Here is an 18,283-nt window from a genome sequence, read left to right as displayed (position 1 = left end):
TGGTTCATTATTCGAACCACTGGTTTGAAATTCTTGACTTTGTCCTGCCTCCTGTCAACATTTCTTTTGAGACGCGCCGCGCAGACGACCCGGTGGCGCCGAAAAACGCGCATTGGCAGGGTGTGCACGCGCCCTGCGCCGCCACCTTGAGGAGTTTCCGATGGATCAAAGCCGAATCGCCGACCTGAGGGATCTGCCCATCCCCCCTGCCCGCCACTTGATCGACGGCGCGCCGGTGCCGGCCTCGGACGGGGCAGAGATGGAGATACGCTCGCCCCTGAACGGGGCGGTGCTGACAACCATGGCGAAAGGCACCCGCGACGATGCCGACAGTGCCGTGGCGGCGGCGCGGCGCGCCTTTGACGGCGGTGTCTGGGCCGGGCTGGCCCCCGCGGCCCGCAAGGCAGTGATGCTGAAATGGGCCGACCTGATCGAACGGAACGCGCTGGAACTCGCCGTGCTGGGCGTGCGCGAGAACGGCACCGAGATCGGCATGGCGCTGAAGGCCGAGCCGTTGTCGGCCGCCGCCACCATTCGCTATTATGCCGAAAGCATCGACAAGCTTTACGGAGAAATCGCACCGACCGCCCCCGGCACGCTGGGGCTTGTTCACCGTGAACCTGCGGGCGTGGTGGGCGCGATCGTGCCGTGGAACTTTCCCCTCATGATCAGCGCATGGAAACTGGGACCGGCGCTGGCTGCGGGGTGCAGCGTGGTGCTGAAACCGGCGGAAACCGCATCGCTGAGCTTGCTGCGCATCGCGGAACTGGCGCTGGAGGCGGGACTGCCGCCCGGCGTGCTGAATGTCGTGACGGGTCCGGGGTCCGACGTGGGCGCGGCCATCGCGGAATCGATGGACGTTGACGTGCTGGTCTTTACCGGCTCCGGCGTCACGGGGCGGCGGCTGCTGGAAGCATCGGCGCGGTCGAACCTCAAACGGGTCTACCTGGAGCTGGGGGGCAAGTCGCCCAACATCGTCTTTGCCGATGCGCCCGACCTGGACGAGGCGGTCAAGGTCGCGGCGAACGGCATCTTCCGCAACGCGGGCCAGGTCTGCATCGCGGGATCGCGGCTGCTGGTCGAACGCAGCATCCACGACAGCTTTGTCGCGAAACTGACGACCTTCGCGGAAACCATGCAGGTCGGCGATCCGCTGGACCCCGGCACCGCCTGCGGCGCGGTCAATTCGCAGGCGCAGCTGGAGCGGAACCTCGGCTTTGTCGACGAGGCCCGCGCGCAGGGCCGCACCATCGCCACCGGCGGGGCGCGCATCCTGACCGACACCGGCGGCTATTTCATGGCGCCCACCATCGTGACCGGCGTGCAGCCGGACGACCGCATCGCGCGCGAAGAGGTCTTTGGCCCCGTGCTGGCCGTGCAGGCCTTCGAGACAGAGGACGAAGCCGTGGCGCTGGCCAACGGCACGGACTACGGCCTTGCCGCCGCGGTCTGGACCGCCGATCTGAGCCGGGCGCACCGCATGGTCCGGCGCATCCGGGCCGGGCTGGTGCATGTGAACACCTATGGCGGCTCGGACCTCACGGTGCCGCTGGGCGGCTTGGGCCAGTCCGGCAACGGGCACGACAAGTCGCTGCATGCCTTCGACAAGTATCTCGACCTCAAGACCGCGTGGATCAAGCTATGACAGACCGCACCATTCTCGTTGTCGGCACCTACGACACCAAGGACGACGAACTGACCTACATCGCCGATGTGATCCGCGCGCAGGGCGGCGGGGCGCTCTGCATGGATGTGAGCGTGCTGGGCGATCCGGCGCGCCCCGCCGACATCTCAAAACACCAGGTGGCCGAGGCGGGCGGGCATTCCATCGCCGACGCCATCGACAGCGGCGACGAAAACACGGCGATGCAGATCATGGCCAAGGGGGCGGCGGCAGAGGCGTTGCGCCTGCAACAGGCGGGCAGGATCCACGGCGTCATCGTGCTGGGCGGCACGATGGGCACCGACCTGGCGCTCGACGTCTGTGCCGCCCTGCCGCTGGGCGTGCCCAAGTACATCGTCTCGACCGTCAGCTTCTCGCCACTGATCCCGCCGGACCGGCTGGCAGCGGATGTGCAGATGATCCTCTGGGCTGGCGGGCTATACGGGTTGAACTCGGTCTGCAAGGCGTCGCTGTCGCAGGCGGCGGGCGCGGTGCTGGGTGCTGCCCGCGCGGTGGAGCCGCCCGCGCGGGACCGCCCGCTGATCGGCATGACGTCCTTTGGCAAGACGGTGCTGCGCTACATGGTCAGCCTGAAACCCGCATTGGAAGACCGCGGCTTCGAGGTGGCGGTGTTCCACGCCACCGGCATGGGCGGACGGGCCTTCGAAAGCCTCGCCGCAGAGGGCGCTTTTGCCGCCGTGATGGATTTTGCCCCGCAGGAGGTCGGCAATCACCTGATGGGATCGACCATCAGCGCGGGGGCCGACCGCATGACAGCGGCCGGGCGCAAGGGCATCCCGCAGATCGTCTCGACCGGGTGTTACGATCTTGTCGATTTCGTGGGCTGGCAGGACCCGCCGCCCCGCGTCGCCGGTCAGGAGGCGCATACCCACAACCGATTGCTGTCCTCGGTCATGATGACGGCGGCGCAGCGGCGCGAGATGGCCCGCACCCTGTGCGACAAGCTGGCTCAGGCCACCGGGCCGAGCGTGCTGATCCTGCCGGAACAGGGCGGCAACGAATGGGACCGGCCCGGCGGCCCGCTGTCCGATCCGGAGGGGCTGGCGGCCTTCGTGGCCGAGATCAGGGCGCAGTGCCCGGACGGCACCCGCCTGATCCCGCTGGATGCGCATATCAACGACGATACCTTTGCCGCGCAGGTGCTGGACGTCTTTGACGGCTGGATCGCTGACGGCACGGTGACGCGGTAGGTCCGCGCGGCGCCGGTCCTATTGGCGCGGGCGGGCTGACAGACCTTCCAGCACCTGATCGAGCAGTCGGGCGTGGATCGCGCGGCGGGCATCGGGGGAGGCCCCGCAAAGCGCGGGGTCGCCGCCGTCTTCGCGCAGGATCTTCGCCCCGGCGTCAGTGCAGAGGGCAAAGGCATCGGCAGGCGCGGCATCCGCGATGACAGCCAGCGTCGCACCGTTCGGCGCAGGGCCGCTTGCGGCACCCAGCCGGACGATATGTGCCGTTGCGCTCATCTGCTCCAGGCCGTCTTGCCAGGCCCCGCGGTATTCCGGCGCGACCGCGACGACCGTTGCGATACGCGGATCGTTCCGCATCCGGTCAAGCCGGTCCCGCCGCACATCCGCAAGTGTACCGCCCTGCCGTTCCAGCCAGTCGCAGTCCGGTCCGCCAGCGCCATCGCAGGACCCGACATAGATCGCCGGGTCCATGCGGGCGCCCCCCGCCAGCAGTGCAGCCGTTCCGCCGAGGGCGAAACCCACCACCGAGATACGGTTCGTGTCCACACGGGCGGACCAGACCGGATCCGACAAGACCCGATCCACCGCCACCGTGATGTCACGAGGACGCTGCCAGATCTCGTCCACCGCATCGCCCGCCCCGGTGACGCGCGGCCCGTTGACCTCGACCACGATCATGTCCCTCCGCGCGAGCGCGGCACTGAGCCAGCCGCCGGACCCGGCCGCCGATCTGAGCCCCCCGTGCGAGACGATGACAAGCGGAAACCGGCCCGTGGAGACCGGCGCATCGGGGGCGGCCATGGTACCGCGAAAGACCGCGTTGCCGCCGACGACCTCAGCCGCTTCGGCATCGGACGGATACCAGACCGTCAGGCTGATCGGGCGCTCCGGCCCGCCGACGGTCGCCAGAGGCGCCACGCCCGGGACAGGCTCGGCCATGGCGACCAGCGGCCAGAGGACCAGGAGCAGTGAGAAAAGGAATTTCATGAGGCCTCCGCACAGTGGTACCAGCTGTGGCCACATGGCCCGAACGGCGCGAAGAGCGCAACCTAGGCTCTGGACCTATTAATTCTATACGCTCAGTTTGACAGATTTTTCCGCAGACAAGAAGCATCTGCGCTGGAATAGTGGTTCTATTTCAAACAGATGGGCCGCAGGCTGCGGGAAAATCCGTCAAACCCGTCACGCCGAAGGCGTGCCAGCATGAATCGGCGCTCCTTCGGAGCGACGGGCGGCGATTTCACTTCATTTCAACGTCTTGGGTCGCTTGCAAATAGAACCACTATTGGCTGCACGCCCCAAACCATTGGAATTTCGTGAAATCGCCGCTGAGCATTTAGAACTAATGGGTCCAGAGCCTAGTGTCGACACCTCCGGGGGGTGCGTCTGGGGGCGGGAAATCCTTTGACCTCCCTTCCCGGCAGGGGCACAAGGCAGCATGGCAAAACCGACCAAGACATTCTCCTGCACCGCCTGCGGCGCGTCCTACAACAAGTGGTCCGGGCGCTGCGACGCCTGTGGCGCATGGAACACCATTCAGGAGGACGCGGGCATCTCCGCGGGCCCGCCCAGCAAGTCGCTGGGCGCACGGCGCGGATCGGCGATGACCCTGACCGACCTCGGGACGGAGGAAGCACCGCCGCCGCGCAGCAAGAGCAGGATCGAGGAACTGGACCGCGTGCTGGGCGGCGGGCTGGTGCCCGCCTCGGCCATCCTGGTGGGGGGCGACCCCGGCATCGGCAAATCTACACTGCTGTTGCAGGCGGCGGCGCAATTCGCGCGCAACGGCCTGTCGACCATCTATGTCAGCGGCGAAGAGGCCAGCGCACAGGTACGGATGCGGGCACAGCGGCTGGGCCTGGCGGACGCGCCGGTGAAACTGGCGGCGGAAACCAACCTGCGCGACATCCTGACCACACTCGACAAGGAACGCCCGCAACTGGCGATCATCGATTCCATCCAGACCATGTGGGCCGACAACGTGGAAAGCGCCCCCGGCTCCGTCAGCCAGGTCCGGGCCGCCAGCCACGAGCTGACCGCCTTTGCCAAGCGCACCGGCACCTCCGTCATTCTGGTGGGCCATGTCACCAAGGACGGCCAGATCGCCGGTCCCCGCGTGGTCGAACACATGGTCGACACCGTGCTCTATTTCGAGGGCGAGCGGGGCCACCAGTTCCGCATCCTGCGCAGCGTCAAGAACCGCTTCGGCCCCGCCGACGAGATCGGGGTGTTCGAGATGACGGGCCGGGGGCTGGCCGAGGTCGGCAACCCGTCGGCCCTGTTCCTGTCCGAAAGAGGCGAACCCGCCGCAGGATCGGTCGTCTTTGCCGGGATCGAAGGCACCCGCCCCGTTCTTGTCGAATTCCAGGCCCTCGTCGCGCCCTCGCCCCATTCGCAGGCCCGGCGCACGGTGGTGGGATGGGACAGCGGGCGGCTGGCCATGATCCTTGCCGTGCTAGAAGCGCGCTGCGGCATTCCGTTTGCCGGGCTCGACGTCTACCTGAATGTCGCGGGGGGCATGAAGGTGTCCGAACCTGCCGCCGACCTCGCCGTCGCCGCCGCCCTGCTGAGCGCACGCGAAGACGTGGCGCTGCCCGCCGAAACAGTGGTTTTCGGGGAAATCAGCCTGTCCGGTGCGCTGCGTCCCGCCAGCCAGACTGAAAACAGGTTGAAAGAGGCGCAAAAACTTGGTTTTACCTCCGCAATCGCGCCCGCGGGCGGCAAGGCAGTGGCTCAAACGGGCATCGCGCTCAATCAATTGAGCGATCTGACCGGATTTGTCGGTGAAATTTTCGGCGCGGGATAGCGCCCAGTTACGAAGGCAGGCAGTAGATGGAAGGCTTTACCATTATCGACGGCGTTGTCGCGCTTGTCATCGTGCTATCGGCGCTGCTGGCCTATGGCCGCGGGCTGGTGCGCGAACTGATGGCCATCGTCGGCTGGGTTGCCGCTGCTGTGCTCGCCTATCTTTTTGCGCCACAGGTCGAACCGCTGGTGCGGGAATTGCCCGTGGTGGGCGAATTCCTTGCCGACAGCTGCGAGCTGTCCATCATCGGGGCCTTTGCCATCGTCTTTGCCGTGGCGCTTATCGTTGTCTCGCTGTTCACGCCGCTGTTTTCCTCGCTGGTGCAACGCTCCGTCCTGGGGGGGCTGGACCAGGGGCTGGGCTTCATCTTTGGGGTGGCGCGCGGCATCATCCTGGTCGCAATCGCCTTTTTCGTCTACGAAACGGTCATTCCGGATCAGGAGTTCACAATGGTCGACGACAGCCGGTCTGCCACGGTGTTCGCCCGGTTCACGGACCGGATCGAGGAACAGGACCCCGAGAACGCCCTGGGCTGGATCACCACGCGCTACGAAGAGCTGGTCGGCAACTGCGGCGCGTAAGGCGTGGCGGGCATTAGGAATTTGTTAGAGCGGCGGCTGTAGCTTTCCCCCATCAGGGAGCCGTAGCATGTCCGATACCGATCCATTTTCACATCTCGACCATATCGCCACGCCGCTGTTCGTTCTTGAGATCGACGGTCGCGGCCTGCCGGTCTATCGCGCCTTCAATGCCTGCGCCCGCGCGATCAGCGGCCGCCCCTTGGCCGATTACCTGGGCCGCACCGCGGCAGAAGTCTATGACACCGCCTATGGCCGCACCGCGCTTGCGCGGCATTGCCAGGTCGCCGAAAGCGGCGAGGCGCTGACTTACGAATTGCAGCTTCCGCTGGCGGGCGAAGTGCGCAAGGTGCGCACCACCCTGTCGCCCGAACGGGATGTGCGGGGGCGGGTCGCGCGCCTCTACGGCACGTCGCTCGATGTCACGGAACAGGCCCGCGCGCGCGAGGCGCAGGTGAGCTACCACACCGCCGCCTCCGAGATGGAGCAATTCGTGGCCATGGCGGCGCACGACCTGCGCGCGCCGATGCGCAACGTGACCATGCTGGCAGAGGTGCTCAAGGAGGACTTTGTCGACCACGGCGATGGCAAACTGGCGATGATCGACATGATGGACGGCATCGCCGACAAGACGATGAAGCTGATCGACGACATCCTGTCGCATGCGCAGTCGGTCGATGCGGAAAAGACCGAGGCGCTGTGCGATCTGTCGGAAATGACCTGCCTGATCTGCGACATTCTGGACCCGGCGGAACGGCATCACGTGACAGTCACGCCCAGCACCTTGATGACGGACAAGACGGCGCTGCATATCGCGCTGCGCAACCTGATCGAAAACGCGGTGAAACACGCGGGCCGGGCCGCCATGATGCTGGACATTTCGGTTGCCGAACGCCCCGACGGGATGATCGCCATCACCCTGGAAGACAACGGAAAAGGCTTTTCCGAGGCCGCGCTCAGGCTGATGAACGGCAGCAGCTTCCGCGTCGATGGCGGTTACGGGCTGTTCGGCGTCAGGCGTATCATTCAGGCGCGCGGCGGCACCATCACCGCCCGCAATTCCGAGACCACCGGCGGCGCCATGATCAGCTTTTCGCTTCCTGGCCGGGTTGCGACGCAAGGCGATCTTCCCGGCGCGCCGCGTGCGCCCCTCGCAGGCGGCCCCGCTTCCGGCGCGCCCCTGCACCATCCGGCCTGACGCCGCGCATCGCCTCGGGCGGCGGCTGTCACACGTTCGAAACAATCCGCGCCTGCAGGCGGGCTGCGGGGTGACACTGGCGGGCAAGAGCCCTACATAGGCACCAAGCCAAACCGGATTCGGAGCTGCCCGCCGTGACAAAGCCCACTTCCAAGATCATGCCCCCTGCACATCCCTTTGACACCTCCTATCTGAGGGACGGTGACAACGACGACAAACTGAAGGAAGAATGCGGGGTCTTCGGGGTGGTCGGCGTCGCCGACGCCGCGAATTTCGTGGCGCTTGGCCTGCACGCCCTGCAACACCGGGGTCAGGAGGCGGGCGGGATCGTGTCCTACCACCCCGAGGCGGGGTTCCAGTCCGCCCGTCGCTTTGGCTACGTCCGCGACAATTTCACCAGCCAATCGGTGATGGAAACCCTGCCGGGTGAACTGGCCATCGGGCATGTGCGCTATTCCACCACCGGCTCCAAGGGGCAGACCGCGATCCGCGATGTGCAGCCGTTCTTTGGTGAATTCGCCATGGGCGGTGCCGCCATTGCGCATAACGGCAACATCACCAACGCCAACGCCCTGCGCCGCGAACTGATCGAACGCGGCTCGATCTTCCAGTCTTCGTCGGACAGCGAATGCATCATTCACCTGATGGCGCGGTCGCTGCAACGCAATGTTCCCGAACGCATGGAAGACGCCCTGCGCCGGGTCGAGGGGGCCTTTTCCGTTGTCGCCATGACTCGCACCAAGCTGATCGGCGTGCGCGACCCGCTGGGCGTGCGCCCCTTGGTGCTGGGAAAGGTGGGCGACGGCTGGGCGCTCAGCTCGGAGACCTGCGCGCTGGACATCATCGGCGCCGAGTTCGTGCGCGAGATCGAACCGGGCGAGATGGTCGTCATCACCTCCGGCGGGGTCGAAAGCCATTTCCCCTTCCGCCGCCAGCCCTCGCGCTTCTGCATCTTCGAACATGTCTATTTCAGCCGCCCCGACAGCATCCTGGGCGGGCGCAGCGTGTATGAGACCCGCGAGAACATCGGCCGCGAACTGGCCAAGGAAAGCCCGGTCGACGCCGACCTGGTCTGCCCCGTGCCTGACAGCGGCACCCCCGCCGCCATCGGCTACAGCCTCGAATCGGGCATTCCCTACGCCATGGGGATCATCCGCAACCAATACATGGGCCGCACCTTTATCGAACCGACCGAGCAGATCCGCAACATGGGTGTGCGCCTGAAGCTCAACGTGAACCGCGCGCTGATCAAGGGCAAGCGGGTGATTCTGGTGGACGACAGCGTTGTGCGCGGCACCACCAGCCGCAAGATCAAGGAGATGATCCTGGACGCCGGCGCGGCGGAGGTCCACTTCCGGATCGCTTCGCCGCCGACGGCGTGGCCGTGTTTCTACGGTGTGGATACGCCCCAGCGCGAAAAGCTGCTGGCAGCGACCATGTCAGAGGACGAGATGCGCGATCATCTGCAGGTCGACAGCCTCAAGTTCATCTCGCTCGACGGTCTCTACCGCGCCGTGGGCGAGGCCAATGGCCGCGACTCCAAGTGCCCGCAGTACTGCGACGCCTGTTTTTCGGGTGAATATCCCGTGACCCCTGCGGACAAGGTCAACGAGGGCTTCAAGATGAAGACGGCAGCCGAATAGTCTGCTGCCGCTTTCTGTCATGAAGGCCTGCGATAAGGGTTCGATGCAGCAAACCCCCGCCCCGTTCCTTTCGGCTGTCCAGAGCTGGCCCCTGCCCGCGCGTGATGCGCTGTGGGCATGTCGGGCGGTGTTTCATGCCACGGCTGAGCAGACAGGCATCGGTCCGCTGGAGGAAAGCCTGAAGTGGGGGCAGCCCGCCTGGCGCCCCCGCGCGCCGCGCACCGGCAGCACCCTGCGGATGGGCTGGACGCCGGACGATCCCGACCGGATCAGCCTTTTTGTCGACTGCAAGACCGACTTGGCCGCCAGAATGGCCGAGATCTACCCCGACATCGGCGCAAACGACAACCGTCGACAGATCAGGCTCGACCTGACGCGCCCTTTGCCCGATCAGGCCATTGCGCACCTGTCGCAGATGACCTTTTGCTACCATCTGTCGCAGCGGGGGCTGCGTCCTGTCAGCTAAAGACTGCCCAGTCTTCGGCAAGGCTTGGCTGATCCGTCAGCGCCCCCCTTCAGACTGCCCCGGAGCCTTGTTAGCTGACCGCCTGACCTAGAATCGGCAACCCGCGCAAGACGCGAAGAGGCGAAAAATGAGCGATACCGAACCCCAACAACCCACCCCCCGCAATGTGGCCGACCTTGCCACGTCAGAGGCCCGTCTGGACCGCACGGCGCTGATCGGAATCTTCGGCAGCGACGCGGCACCCGGCGCGCTGGTTCGCACGCGCAACGGGCGGATCGCGCGCGTGGGCATCGGCGACAAGGTCGCGGGCGGCACGGTCGCCGCGATCGGGCAGGACCAGCTGGTGCTCAACGTGCGGGGCCGGGCCAAGGCCCTCAAACTGCCGCGCGGCTGAGCGGCCTATTGACGGCGCGCCTGCATCAAGGCACATGGCCCGCATGACAAAGACCGCATTGATCACCGGCGCTTCGCGCGGCCTGGGTGCCGCGCTGGCAGAGGCGCTTTGCGCCAGCCATCACATCATCGCCGTGGGCCGCACCACCGGCGCGCTGGAAGAGCTGGACGACCGCATCCAGTCAAAGGGCGGCGCCGCCACGCTCGCACCGATGGATGTGACCACGCCCGACGCGATGGCTGTCCTTTGCCGGGGCATCCACGACCGGTGGGGCGGTCTCGACCTGTGGCTGCACACGGCGATCCATGCCGCCCCGCTCGCCCCGGCGGATCATGTGGACACCAAGGACATGGCAAAATCCGTCGCCTGCAACGTCACCGCCACCGCCACGCTGATCACCTATGTCTCGCCGCTGCTGGGCCAAGCGGGACAGGCGGTCTTTTTCGACGACCCCCGCGCGGGGGAAAAATTCTTTGGCGCCTATGGGGCCACCAAGGCCGCGCAGATCGCGCTGGCGCGGTCCTGGGCGGCAGAAACCGCCAAGATCGGGCCGAAGGTTCAGGTGCTCACGCCCCAGCCGATGCCGACGGCGACCCGTGCGCGGTTTTTTCCGGGTGAGGACCGCGAGGCGCTGGCCGACCCCCATGAGCAGGCTGCTGCGGTAATCGCGCAACTCTGAACCGGGCTCGTCGGGCAATATTCCTGACCTGTCCTTGCCGCCTGCACGAGCCTCCCCTATCAAGGGCAAAAGAGGCTTTTTCATGCGCATTCTCATCACCAACGACGACGGCATCGACGCACCCGGTCTGGCGGTTCTGGCCCGCATCGCGGCGGAAATCGCCGGCCCCGACGGCGAGGTCTGGACCGTCGCCCCCGCATTCGAACAATCCGGCGTGGGGCACTGCATCAACTACGTGAAACCCACGATGATCAGCAAGCTGGGCCCGCGCCGCTATGCTGCCGAAGGGTCGCCCGCCGATTGCGTGCTGATCGGGGTGCACGATGTGCTGAAGGACGCGCAGCCCGATCTGGTGTTGTCCGGGGTGAACCGGGGCAACAATTCGGCCGAGAATACGCTGTATTCCGGCACCATCGGCGGCGCAATGGAAGCGGCGCTGCAGGGTTTCCCCGCCATTGCACTGTCGCAGTACTACGGGCCTGAAAACCGCGAGCTTGAAAACCCTTTCGAAGCGGCGGAGGTGCACGGGGTGGAGGTGGTCCGCCGCATCCTGGATGCCACGCCTCGGGACGACGGCGCCTATTCGCTGTTTTTCAACGTGAATTTCCCCCCCGTCTCGGCCAGCGCGGTCAAGGGCACGCGGATTGCCCCGCAGGGGCGGCGTCCGGGCGTCGTGCATGGGACAGAGCCGCATACATCCCCCTCCGGACGGCGGTTTTCCTGGATCAAGGGCGGCGACCAGCGGGTCAAGGCGGCGCCCGGCAGCGATGCCGCGGTCAATCTGGAGGGATATGTCTCGGTCACGCCGATGCGCGCCGATCTGACCGCGCATGAGGTCCTGGCGAAGCTGACAGGCATCGACACGTGACCGACGAGGAGCTGTCAGATGCAGAACGCAAGATGCAGTTCCTTTATGCGCTGCGCTCCAAGGGTGTCACCGACAACCGCGTCTTGAACGCGATGGAAATGGTTGATCGCGGCCCGTTTATCCGGGGGCTTTTCGCGCAGCGCGCCTATGAGGACATGCCGCTGCCCATCGCCTGCGGCCAGACCATCAGCCAGCCGTCGGTCGTGGGTCTGATGACGCAGGCGCTTGAGGTCTCGCCGCGTGACAAGGTGCTGGAGATCGGGACCGGGTCGGGCTATCAGGCGGCCGTTCTCAGCAAGCTGGCGCGCCGGGTCTACACCATCGACCGGCACCGGCGACTGGTGCAGGAGGCGCGGACGATATTCGAGCAGATGGATCTGAACAACATCACCGCGATCACCGCGGACGGCAGTTTCGGGTTGACCGAGCAGGCGCCTTTCGACCGCATCATCGTGACCGCCGCCGCCGAGGACCCGCCCAGCCCCCTGCTGGCGCAGTTGAAGGAGGGCGGCATCATGGTCCTGCCGGTCGGGCAATCGGATGCGGTGCAGCACCTGATCCGTGTGCGGAAAACCGCTCAAGGGCTTGAATACGATGAAATGCGCGCCGTTCGCTTCGTTCCGCTGCTCGAAGGGTTGGGCAAAGACACATAATTGAGCTATAAGCGGCTCAAATCCCCGGATTGACACGGGGGAGGACAGATGAGGACATGCAGATGCGCCATTCATTCATGTGCCGCCCCGTGCGGCTGAGCCTTCTGGCCGGGTCCAGCGCGGTGTTGCTGAGCGCCTGTGCGGAGCAGCCGCTCGACTTCGACCTGCGCGGCAACCTTGGCAGTTTCACCACCGCCCAGGCGGCGACGGCCCCGCTGGCGGACCGGCCCACCCCGGACAGCCGCGGCGTCATCTCTTACCCCAATTACCAGGTTGCGGTTGCCAGGCGCGGCGACACGCTGGCGGATGTGGCGGCGCGTGTCGGCGCAAGCACGACGCAGCTGGCCAGCTATAACGGCATCGACCCGGCGGTGCCCCTGCGCAAGGACGAGATCATCGCCCTGCCCAACCGCGTGGGCACGGCCGCCCCGGCGCCGGGCGCCTCTGGGGGTGCCGTAGACATTTCGTCGCTTGCCGGCAATGCCATCGACCGCGCCCCGGCGGCCCCCGGCGTGCAGACCGCGACGCTGGCCCCCGCCGCACCGGCGGCCCCCGCCGCGAAGGTTCAGACCGGCAAGGAGCCGATCCGCCACCGTGTCGAGCGGGGCGAGACCGCCTATACCGTGGCGCGGCTCTATTCCGTCCCGGTCAAGGCGCTGGCAGAATGGAACGGGCTGGGTGCCGATTTCGCGGTGCGCGAAGGTCAGTTCCTGCTGATCCCCGTGCCGCAGCAGAACCCGCCCAAGCGCAACCCCGCCGCGGCGGCGACTCCGGCGGCGGCCCCTGCCCCCAGCACCAGCCTGCCGGGTCAGGGCAGCCCGACACCGACGCCGCCCTCTGCCAAGACACCCCTGCCCCAGGACGACACCGCCAAACCGCTGCCGCCTGCCGCCGCCGCAACACCGGACAAGCCGAAAGAACCCGTGGCGGACGTGGGCAAGACGACGGCAAAGACCTCGACCGCCAAGATGGCCACGCCGGTCCAGGGCAGCATCATTCGCGGCTATGCCAAGGGCAAGAACGAGGGCATCAACATCAAGGCCGCGCCCGGCGCGCCGGTAAAGGCCGCCGACGACGGCACCGTCGCGGCGATCACCAAGAGCGCCGACGGCGTTCCGATCGTCGTTGTCCGCCACCAGGACAACCTGCTGACCGTCTATGCGAACGTGAGCAGCGTGAGCGTCGCCAAGGGCGACAGCGTGCGCCGGGGGCAACAGATTGCCAAGTTGCGCAGCGGTGACGACGCCTATGTCCATTTCGAGGTCCGCAAGGGCTTTGACAGCGTCGATCCGGCCCCCTACCTGAACTGACAGGCCCTTGCCGCGCCGGCATCACGGCGCGGCAAAAATACCCTGAAATCGCCCTGCATTTGTCTCAAATGGCAAGCTTTCGTCGCAAGCCTGCCCTGTTGTAGAACTAGGACCAATCCAACGCGAAGAATTGCGATTGGATACCCAGATGCCCGTCTACTACGGCTACACGAACACGATTTTCGGCACCCAGAGCACGATCAACGGCTCGGCTTTCAATTACAATTTCGCGCCGCCGACGGGCGCCACCTGGCGATACTCGGGGCCTGACACCTACTTTGTCGTCGATGAAAACGACGGCGCGACGCAGTTCAATGGCGATCCCACCAACGAGATCGTGTCGAGCCAGGAACGCATTGGTGGCTTTGGTCAACAGACCACCGACGTAGGTGGGACGGCGCGTCAGGTCATCTATGACTATACGTTCACAGTTACCGACGGCACCACGACCTGGCGGGTCGCGGTCATTGATGTGGACCTCAACAATGACAACGACGTAGACGACGCGAACGAAGACGGGTTCTACCTTGTCTTCCCGGATGGCATGCCACCTGCCGATACGAATCTTCGGACCGGGGGCATCGTCGACAACAGCGATATGATCGCGCACACGAGCCTCGGTGGATCTGTGGTCTGCTTTGCCAGCGATACGCTGATCGAAACCGCCGAGGGCGCGGTACCCGTCCAGTCGTTGCGGGCCGGACAGCTGGTGCTGACCCGCGACGGCGGCCTGCAGCCGATTTCCTGGATCAGCTCGACCACCGTTCCTGCACAGGGTGACCTGGCCCCCATCGTGATCACGAAAGGCACGCTGGGCAATGATCGCGACCTGGTGGTGTCACCGCAGCATGCCATTCTGCTGCAGGACTGGCGGGCCGAGCTCTTCTTCGGGCAGGAGGAGGTGCTGGTCAGGGCCAAGGACCTGCTGGGCCATGACGGGATATACCGGCGCAGCGGCGGACGGGTGCGGTACCATCACATCCTGCTCGACGCCCATCACCTGATCCAATCCGAAGGCCTTTGGACCGAAAGCCTGTATCCGGGCGACATGACGCTTCAGTCCGTCAACGAAGCCGCCGGTGCCGAGATCAGAAAGCTTTTCCCGGACCTGGCCACCTACGGGCCGAAGGCCGCCCCCTGTCTGCGCGCATTCGAGGCGGAGGTGCTGGCGGCCTGACATCGGCCGGTCAGGCGGTCAGCCGACGCGAACACCCTTGCGCCCCGCAAGATCGGTAAAGTACTGCCACGCCACCCGGCCTGACCGGGACCCGCGCGTGGCCTGCCATTCGATGGCCTCTTCGCGCAGGATCTCGTCGTCGATCTTTACCCCGTAGGCATCGCAATAGCCCCGGATCATCGCAAGATACTGGTCCTGATCGCAGGCATGGAACCCCAGCCACAGACCGAAACGGTCCGAGAGCGAGACTTTCTCCTCCACCGCTTCCGCCGGGTTGATGGCGCTGCCCCGTTCGTTTTCGATCATGTCACGGGGCATCAGGTGGCGGCGGTTCGACGTGGCATAGAGCACCACATTGTCCGGCCGCCCTTCGATCCCGCCATCCAGCACCGCCTTGAGCGACTTGTAATGGGCGTCGTCGTGGCCAAAGCTCAGGTCATCGCAGAACAGGATGAACCGCTGCGACGCACCGCGCAGCAGGTTCAGCAGCCGCCCCACCGACGGCAGGTCCTCGCGCTGCAACTCGACCATGCGCAGCGCCGCGTGCGATGCATGAACATCGGCGTGTATCGCCTTTACAAGGCTTGATTTTCCCATGCCCCGCGCCCCCCAGAGCAGCGCGTTGTTCGCCGGCAGACCCGCGGCGAACTGCCGGGTGTTCGCCAGCAGCGTGTCGCGCGACCGGTCGATGCCGATCAACAGGTCCAGCGCCACGCGCGACACCTTTTCGACAGGCTCCAGCCGATCCGGCCCGGTGTGCCAGACAAAGGCGGCTGCCGCGTCGAAATCGGGCGTGGCCAGCGGCGCAGGCGCCATACGCTCCAGCGCCGCGGCGATCCGATCCAGGGGGTCGTCAATCACTTGAGGTCGTCCTCGTCGTCTTCGAGATGTTCGTCGAACACGTCATCCGCCAGATCGTCCTCGGCCTCATCGTCGTAATATCCATCCGCGCGCAGCTGCTCTTCGCGCTTCCGCTCAACCCGGCTGACAAGGAAAATCGACACTTCGTACAGACCGTAGACCACGATGAACAGGATCAGCTGTGTCACCACATCCGGTGGCGTGACCAGCGCGGCCAGCAGCAGGATGCCGACAACCGCGTATTTGCGCACGTTGCGCAGGCCTTCGGTGCTCACCAGCCCCGCCTTGCCCATCAGGGTCAGCAGTACCGGCAGCTGAAAACACAGGCCGAAAGCCACGATCATCTTCAGGGTGATATCAAGGCTTTCGTTGACCTTCCCGTTAAAGACGATGTCGATGCCGGACTTGCGTGCGTCGCCCTCGACCACCAGCGCGGTCAGGTAGGATGCGGCATCCGAAAAGCCCAGAAAGAACTGCATCGCCAGCGGCACGACAACATAATGCGCAAAGGCCGCGCCCAGCAGGAAAAGGGCCGGCGAGGCGATGAGAAACGGCAGAAAGGCGCTTTTCTCATTCTTGTAGAGGCCGGGTGCCACGAACCGCCACAGCTGCGTGGCGATCACCGGAAAGCTGACGGCCAGCCCGCCCACCATCGAGATACGCACCAGGGTAAAGAAATACTCCTGCGGGGCGGTGTATTGCATCACCGGGTTCGGATTGCCGAGGTTGCGCATGGTCTGCTCGATCGGCACCAGCAGGAAATCAAGGATCGTGCTGCCGAAGGAAAAGCAGATGATCATGCCCACGATAAAGGCCAGAACCGACCGGATCAGGCGGGTCCGCAGCTCTGCCAGATGTTCGATCAGCGGCGCTGCGCTGTCGTCGATATCGTCGGTGGCGCTCATGGATTACTCTTTTTCGGGTGCCTTGGCGGCGGGTTTGCGGGCTGCGGGTTTCTTGGCGGCGGGTTTGCGGGCCGCGGGCTTTTTCGCGGCAGGTTTCTTTGCCGCCTTGGCGGGGGCCGCGGTGGTGGTTTTCGGCTTGGCAGGTGCCTTGGTGGCGGTCTTGGCCTTGGCAGGCGCCTTGGGCGCAGACGTGGCCTTGTCCGGAGCGGCTGCCGCCGCTTCGGCCTGCACGTCCGGTTTTGCATCGGACAGGCCGGTCTCTGCCTCCAGCGCCTCGGCGCGGGCCATGGCCTCTGCCGCCTCGCGCTGCTTGCGTTCGGCGGCAGTCCGGGCCGTCTTGGCCTGGATCAGCTTCGCGTCCGCAGCCCGCTGGGCGGCAAGCTTGCCGGTTTCGCTGTCGGGATCAATGTCGGTCAGGGATTTCGTGGCCGATTTCACCCCGTCCATCGCGGTGCCCAGGGGGTTGGTCGCCGCCTTCAACGAGGTGTTCAGGTTCGATGAAATTTCGCGCACGCCGCTGCTGTCCGCCGCGTCGTTCATCGCATTGGTGAATTCGCGTGCCATGCCCTTGGCCTTGCCAATGAATTGCCCCACCTTGCGGAACAACACCGGCAGGTCCTTGGGGCCCACGACGATCAGCGCCACGACCCCCACGACCAACAGCTCGGTCCAGCTCATATCGAACATGGGTGGTTACACCTTGTCCTTTTTCACGCCCTTGTCGGCGGCCCGGTCCGTCGCGGGATGGGTGCCTGTATCCGTGTGCTTGGGCAGATCGGCGCCGTCGACCTCATCCACCTGCTTGACGTCGTTCTCGCCCTCGCTGATGCCCTTCTTGAAGCTGGTGATGCCTTTGCCGACTTCACCCATCAGGCTGGAGATCTTGCCGCGCCCGAAAAGCACCAGCACCACCACCGCGATCAGCAAAAGGCCCGGCAGGCCAATATTGTTCAACATGTCATATCTCCCGTTGTCAGGGGAATCTCCCCGGTCGCCTGTGTTGGTACGCAAATCCCGACGCCACGGCAAAGCCCAAACCGCCGCCCGCCGGTTTCCGACGGACCGCAAACATATGTGGGCGGGGCATTGATCCAAACTCCTGACAGGTTTATGTCAGTTGTGCATGACCGGAGACCGCCAATGCCCCGTTCCGACCGCCTGTTTGACCTTTTGCAACTGCTGCAGGATGGCGCCCTGCTCCGGGCCGAGGATCTGGCCGCGCGGATGGGCGTTTCGACGCGCACCATCTACCGGGACATGGACCGGCTGACCGCCGCAGGCGTGCCTGTCAAAGGCTCGCGCGGGGCAGGTTACACGATGGAGGATGCGCTTACCCTGCCCCCGCTCACCCTGACCGCAAAGGAGTTGGAGGCGCTGAACCTTGGCCTTGCCATCGTCGCGCAGGCGGCGGATGCGGAACTGCAGGTGGCGGCGGATGCGCTGGCCAACAAGGTCGATGCGGTGCTGACCGCGCAGGGCATGGCCGCTGCCGAGGCCTGGAAGGCGGCCCTGAACCCCTTTGCCGACCCCACCCGCAACCTGACGCACCTGTCGCTGTTGCGGCCCGCCATCCGGGCACGGCAGAAGGTGGCGCTGACCTATACCGCCGAGGACGGCACGGTGTCGCGCCGCACCGTGCGGCCGCTGCACCTGGAGTATCGGGGGCGCGTCTGGGCGTTGACCAGCTGGTGCGAGGGACGCGAAAGGTTCGAGCTGTTCCGGCTCGACCTGATCGAAACCGCCGAGGCGCTGCCGGAGTTGTTCGTGGACGAGCCGGGAAAGCGGTTGAAAGATTACGCGCCCTGACCCGCAGCCCGCGCGCAAGCGGAGTTTTTCAAAACTCCGGTCCGTTTTCTTCCAAGAAAACGGCGCCG

General features: G+C 65.6%; 19 protein-coding genes. 14 read left to right on the top strand and 5 right to left on the bottom strand.

Annotation, left to right across the window (positions count from 1 at the left end):
- Positions 1-160 precede the first annotated feature (160 nt).
- Together FIU94_RS12015 and FIU94_RS12010 are read left to right on the top strand one after the other, a co-directional pair.
- Positions 161-1,645 carry an aldehyde dehydrogenase gene (locus FIU94_RS12015; RefSeq protein WP_152466018.1) on the top strand — a complete coding sequence of 495 codons (1,485 nt, stop codon included), beginning with the start codon at positions 161-163 and terminating at the stop codon, positions 1,643-1,645.
- Complete coding sequence (locus FIU94_RS12010; protein ID WP_152466017.1) at positions 1,642-2,874, top strand: Tm-1-like ATP-binding domain-containing protein; 1,233 nt, start codon at positions 1,642-1,644, stop codon at positions 2,872-2,874. Before FIU94_RS12015 ends, FIU94_RS12010 begins: the two co-directional genes overlap by 4 nt.
- Before the next feature lie 18 nt (positions 2,875-2,892).
- Here FIU94_RS12010 and FIU94_RS12005 read toward each other — a convergent pair whose 3' ends face one another.
- Positions 2,893-3,858, bottom strand: a complete 966-nt coding sequence (locus FIU94_RS12005) for a hypothetical protein (protein WP_152466016.1) — start codon at positions 3,856-3,858, stop codon at positions 2,893-2,895.
- Positions 3,859-4,309: 451 nt separating this feature from the next.
- On the opposite strand from FIU94_RS12005, the gene radA reads away from it, so the two are divergent.
- The 11 genes from radA (at position 4,310) to FIU94_RS11950 (ending at position 14,643) form a co-directional block, all read left to right on the top strand.
- Positions 4,310-5,677, top strand: a complete 1,368-nt coding sequence (radA, locus tag FIU94_RS12000) for a DNA repair protein RadA (RefSeq protein WP_152466015.1) — start codon at positions 4,310-4,312, stop codon at positions 5,675-5,677.
- Between the two features lie 26 nt (positions 5,678-5,703).
- Positions 5,704-6,258 carry a CvpA family protein gene (locus FIU94_RS11995; RefSeq protein WP_152466014.1) on the top strand — a complete coding sequence of 185 codons (555 nt, stop codon included), beginning with the start codon at positions 5,704-5,706 and terminating at the stop codon, positions 6,256-6,258.
- A 67-nt stretch (positions 6,259-6,325) separates the two neighbouring features.
- Positions 6,326-7,453, top strand: coding sequence for a PAS domain-containing sensor histidine kinase (locus FIU94_RS11990; RefSeq protein ID WP_152466013.1), 1,128 nt, complete (start codon positions 6,326-6,328; stop codon positions 7,451-7,453).
- A 158-nt stretch (positions 7,454-7,611) separates the two neighbouring features.
- On the top strand, positions 7,612-9,096 hold the full coding sequence (gene purF / locus FIU94_RS11985; RefSeq protein WP_152467036.1) for an amidophosphoribosyltransferase: 1,485 nt from the start codon (positions 7,612-7,614) through the stop codon (positions 9,094-9,096).
- A gap of 43 nt (positions 9,097-9,139) precedes the next feature.
- The gene (locus FIU94_RS11980) at positions 9,140-9,562 is read left to right on the top strand and encodes a DUF1801 domain-containing protein (RefSeq protein ID WP_152466012.1); all 423 of its coding nucleotides are present in this window, start codon (positions 9,140-9,142) and stop codon (positions 9,560-9,562) included.
- Positions 9,563-9,689: 127 nt separating this feature from the next.
- On the top strand, positions 9,690-9,956 hold the full coding sequence (locus FIU94_RS11975; RefSeq protein ID WP_152466011.1) for a pilus assembly protein PilZ: 267 nt from the start codon (positions 9,690-9,692) through the stop codon (positions 9,954-9,956).
- A gap of 43 nt (positions 9,957-9,999) precedes the next feature.
- Complete coding sequence (locus FIU94_RS11970; protein WP_152466010.1) at positions 10,000-10,635, top strand: SDR family oxidoreductase; 636 nt, start codon at positions 10,000-10,002, stop codon at positions 10,633-10,635.
- A gap of 82 nt (positions 10,636-10,717) precedes the next feature.
- Positions 10,718-11,503 (top strand): 5'/3'-nucleotidase SurE, encoded by a 786-nt coding sequence (gene surE, locus FIU94_RS11965; RefSeq protein WP_152466009.1) that lies wholly within the window; start codon positions 10,718-10,720, stop codon positions 11,501-11,503.
- The gene (locus tag FIU94_RS11960; RefSeq protein WP_152466008.1) at positions 11,500-12,156 is read left to right on the top strand and encodes a protein-L-isoaspartate(D-aspartate) O-methyltransferase; all 657 of its coding nucleotides are present in this window, start codon (positions 11,500-11,502) and stop codon (positions 12,154-12,156) included. Before surE ends, FIU94_RS11960 begins: the two co-directional genes overlap by 4 nt.
- A 62-nt stretch (positions 12,157-12,218) precedes the next feature.
- Positions 12,219-13,466, top strand: coding sequence for a peptidoglycan DD-metalloendopeptidase family protein (locus tag FIU94_RS11955; protein WP_152466007.1), 1,248 nt, complete (start codon positions 12,219-12,221; stop codon positions 13,464-13,466).
- A 136-nt stretch (positions 13,467-13,602) separates the two neighbouring features.
- Positions 13,603-14,643: a Hint domain-containing protein gene (locus FIU94_RS11950; protein WP_254702531.1), complete on the top strand. Its 1,041-nt coding sequence runs from the start codon at positions 13,603-13,605 to the stop codon at positions 14,641-14,643.
- An 18-nt stretch (positions 14,644-14,661) separates the two neighbouring features.
- Here FIU94_RS11950 and FIU94_RS11945 read toward each other — a convergent pair whose 3' ends face one another.
- Genes FIU94_RS11945 through FIU94_RS11930 form a run of 4 tightly spaced genes read right to left on the bottom strand, consistent with a single transcriptional unit; the run spans position 14,662 to position 17,366 of the window.
- Positions 14,662-15,504: an ATP-binding protein gene (locus FIU94_RS11945; protein ID WP_152466006.1), complete on the bottom strand. Its 843-nt coding sequence runs from the start codon at positions 15,502-15,504 to the stop codon at positions 14,662-14,664.
- Positions 15,501-16,409, bottom strand: a complete 909-nt coding sequence (gene tatC, locus FIU94_RS11940; protein ID WP_152466005.1) for a twin-arginine translocase subunit TatC — start codon at positions 16,407-16,409, stop codon at positions 15,501-15,503. Before tatC ends, FIU94_RS11945 begins: the two co-directional genes overlap by 4 nt.
- A 3-nt stretch (positions 16,410-16,412) precedes the next feature.
- Positions 16,413-17,096, bottom strand: a complete 684-nt coding sequence (gene tatB / locus FIU94_RS11935; protein WP_152466004.1) for a Sec-independent protein translocase protein TatB — start codon at positions 17,094-17,096, stop codon at positions 16,413-16,415.
- 6 nt (positions 17,097-17,102) lie between these two features.
- Positions 17,103-17,366: a twin-arginine translocase TatA/TatE family subunit gene (locus FIU94_RS11930; RefSeq protein WP_152466003.1), complete on the bottom strand. Its 264-nt coding sequence runs from the start codon at positions 17,364-17,366 to the stop codon at positions 17,103-17,105.
- 183 nt (positions 17,367-17,549) lie between these two features.
- Here FIU94_RS11930 and FIU94_RS11925 point away from each other — a divergent pair, with 183 nt between their 5' ends.
- The gene (locus FIU94_RS11925) at positions 17,550-18,215 is read left to right on the top strand and encodes a YafY family protein (RefSeq protein ID WP_152466002.1); all 666 of its coding nucleotides are present in this window, start codon (positions 17,550-17,552) and stop codon (positions 18,213-18,215) included.
- The last annotated feature ends 68 nt before the right edge of the window (positions 18,216-18,283 follow it).

Origin of the sequence: Sulfitobacter sp. THAF37, from assembly GCF_009363555.1 — a bacterium.
Lineage (GTDB): Bacteria > Pseudomonadota > Alphaproteobacteria > Rhodobacterales > Rhodobacteraceae > Sulfitobacter.
This window is presented reverse-complemented; position numbering and strand designations above follow the sequence as displayed.

Coding starts and splice junctions, on each gene's coding strand:
- FIU94_RS11980 (WP_152466012.1), top strand. CDS start 9,140: ATGCAGCAAACCCCCGCCCCGTTCCTTTCGGCTGTCCAGAGCTGGCCC.
- FIU94_RS12015 (WP_152466018.1), top strand. CDS start 161: ATGGATCAAAGCCGAATCGCCGACCTGAGGGATCTGCCCATCCCCCCT.
- surE (WP_152466009.1), top strand. CDS start 10,718: ATGCGCATTCTCATCACCAACGACGACGGCATCGACGCACCCGGTCTG.
- purF (WP_152467036.1), top strand. CDS start 7,612: ATGCCCCCTGCACATCCCTTTGACACCTCCTATCTGAGGGACGGTGAC.
- tatC (WP_152466005.1), bottom strand. CDS start 16,409: ATGAGCGCCACCGACGATATCGACGACAGCGCAGCGCCGCTGATCGAA.
- tatB (WP_152466004.1), bottom strand. CDS start 17,096: ATGTTCGATATGAGCTGGACCGAGCTGTTGGTCGTGGGGGTCGTGGCG.
- FIU94_RS11975 (WP_152466011.1), top strand. CDS start 9,690: ATGAGCGATACCGAACCCCAACAACCCACCCCCCGCAATGTGGCCGAC.
- FIU94_RS11995 (WP_152466014.1), top strand. CDS start 5,704: ATGGAAGGCTTTACCATTATCGACGGCGTTGTCGCGCTTGTCATCGTG.
- FIU94_RS11970 (WP_152466010.1), top strand. CDS start 10,000: ATGACAAAGACCGCATTGATCACCGGCGCTTCGCGCGGCCTGGGTGCC.
- FIU94_RS11925 (WP_152466002.1), top strand. CDS start 17,550: ATGCCCCGTTCCGACCGCCTGTTTGACCTTTTGCAACTGCTGCAGGAT.
- FIU94_RS12005 (WP_152466016.1), bottom strand. CDS start 3,858: ATGAAATTCCTTTTCTCACTGCTCCTGGTCCTCTGGCCGCTGGTCGCC.
- FIU94_RS11955 (WP_152466007.1), top strand. CDS start 12,219: ATGCGCCATTCATTCATGTGCCGCCCCGTGCGGCTGAGCCTTCTGGCC.
- radA (WP_152466015.1), top strand. CDS start 4,310: ATGGCAAAACCGACCAAGACATTCTCCTGCACCGCCTGCGGCGCGTCC.
- FIU94_RS12010 (WP_152466017.1), top strand. CDS start 1,642: ATGACAGACCGCACCATTCTCGTTGTCGGCACCTACGACACCAAGGAC.
- FIU94_RS11930 (WP_152466003.1), bottom strand. CDS start 17,366: ATGTTGAACAATATTGGCCTGCCGGGCCTTTTGCTGATCGCGGTGGTG.
- FIU94_RS11990 (WP_152466013.1), top strand. CDS start 6,326: ATGTCCGATACCGATCCATTTTCACATCTCGACCATATCGCCACGCCG.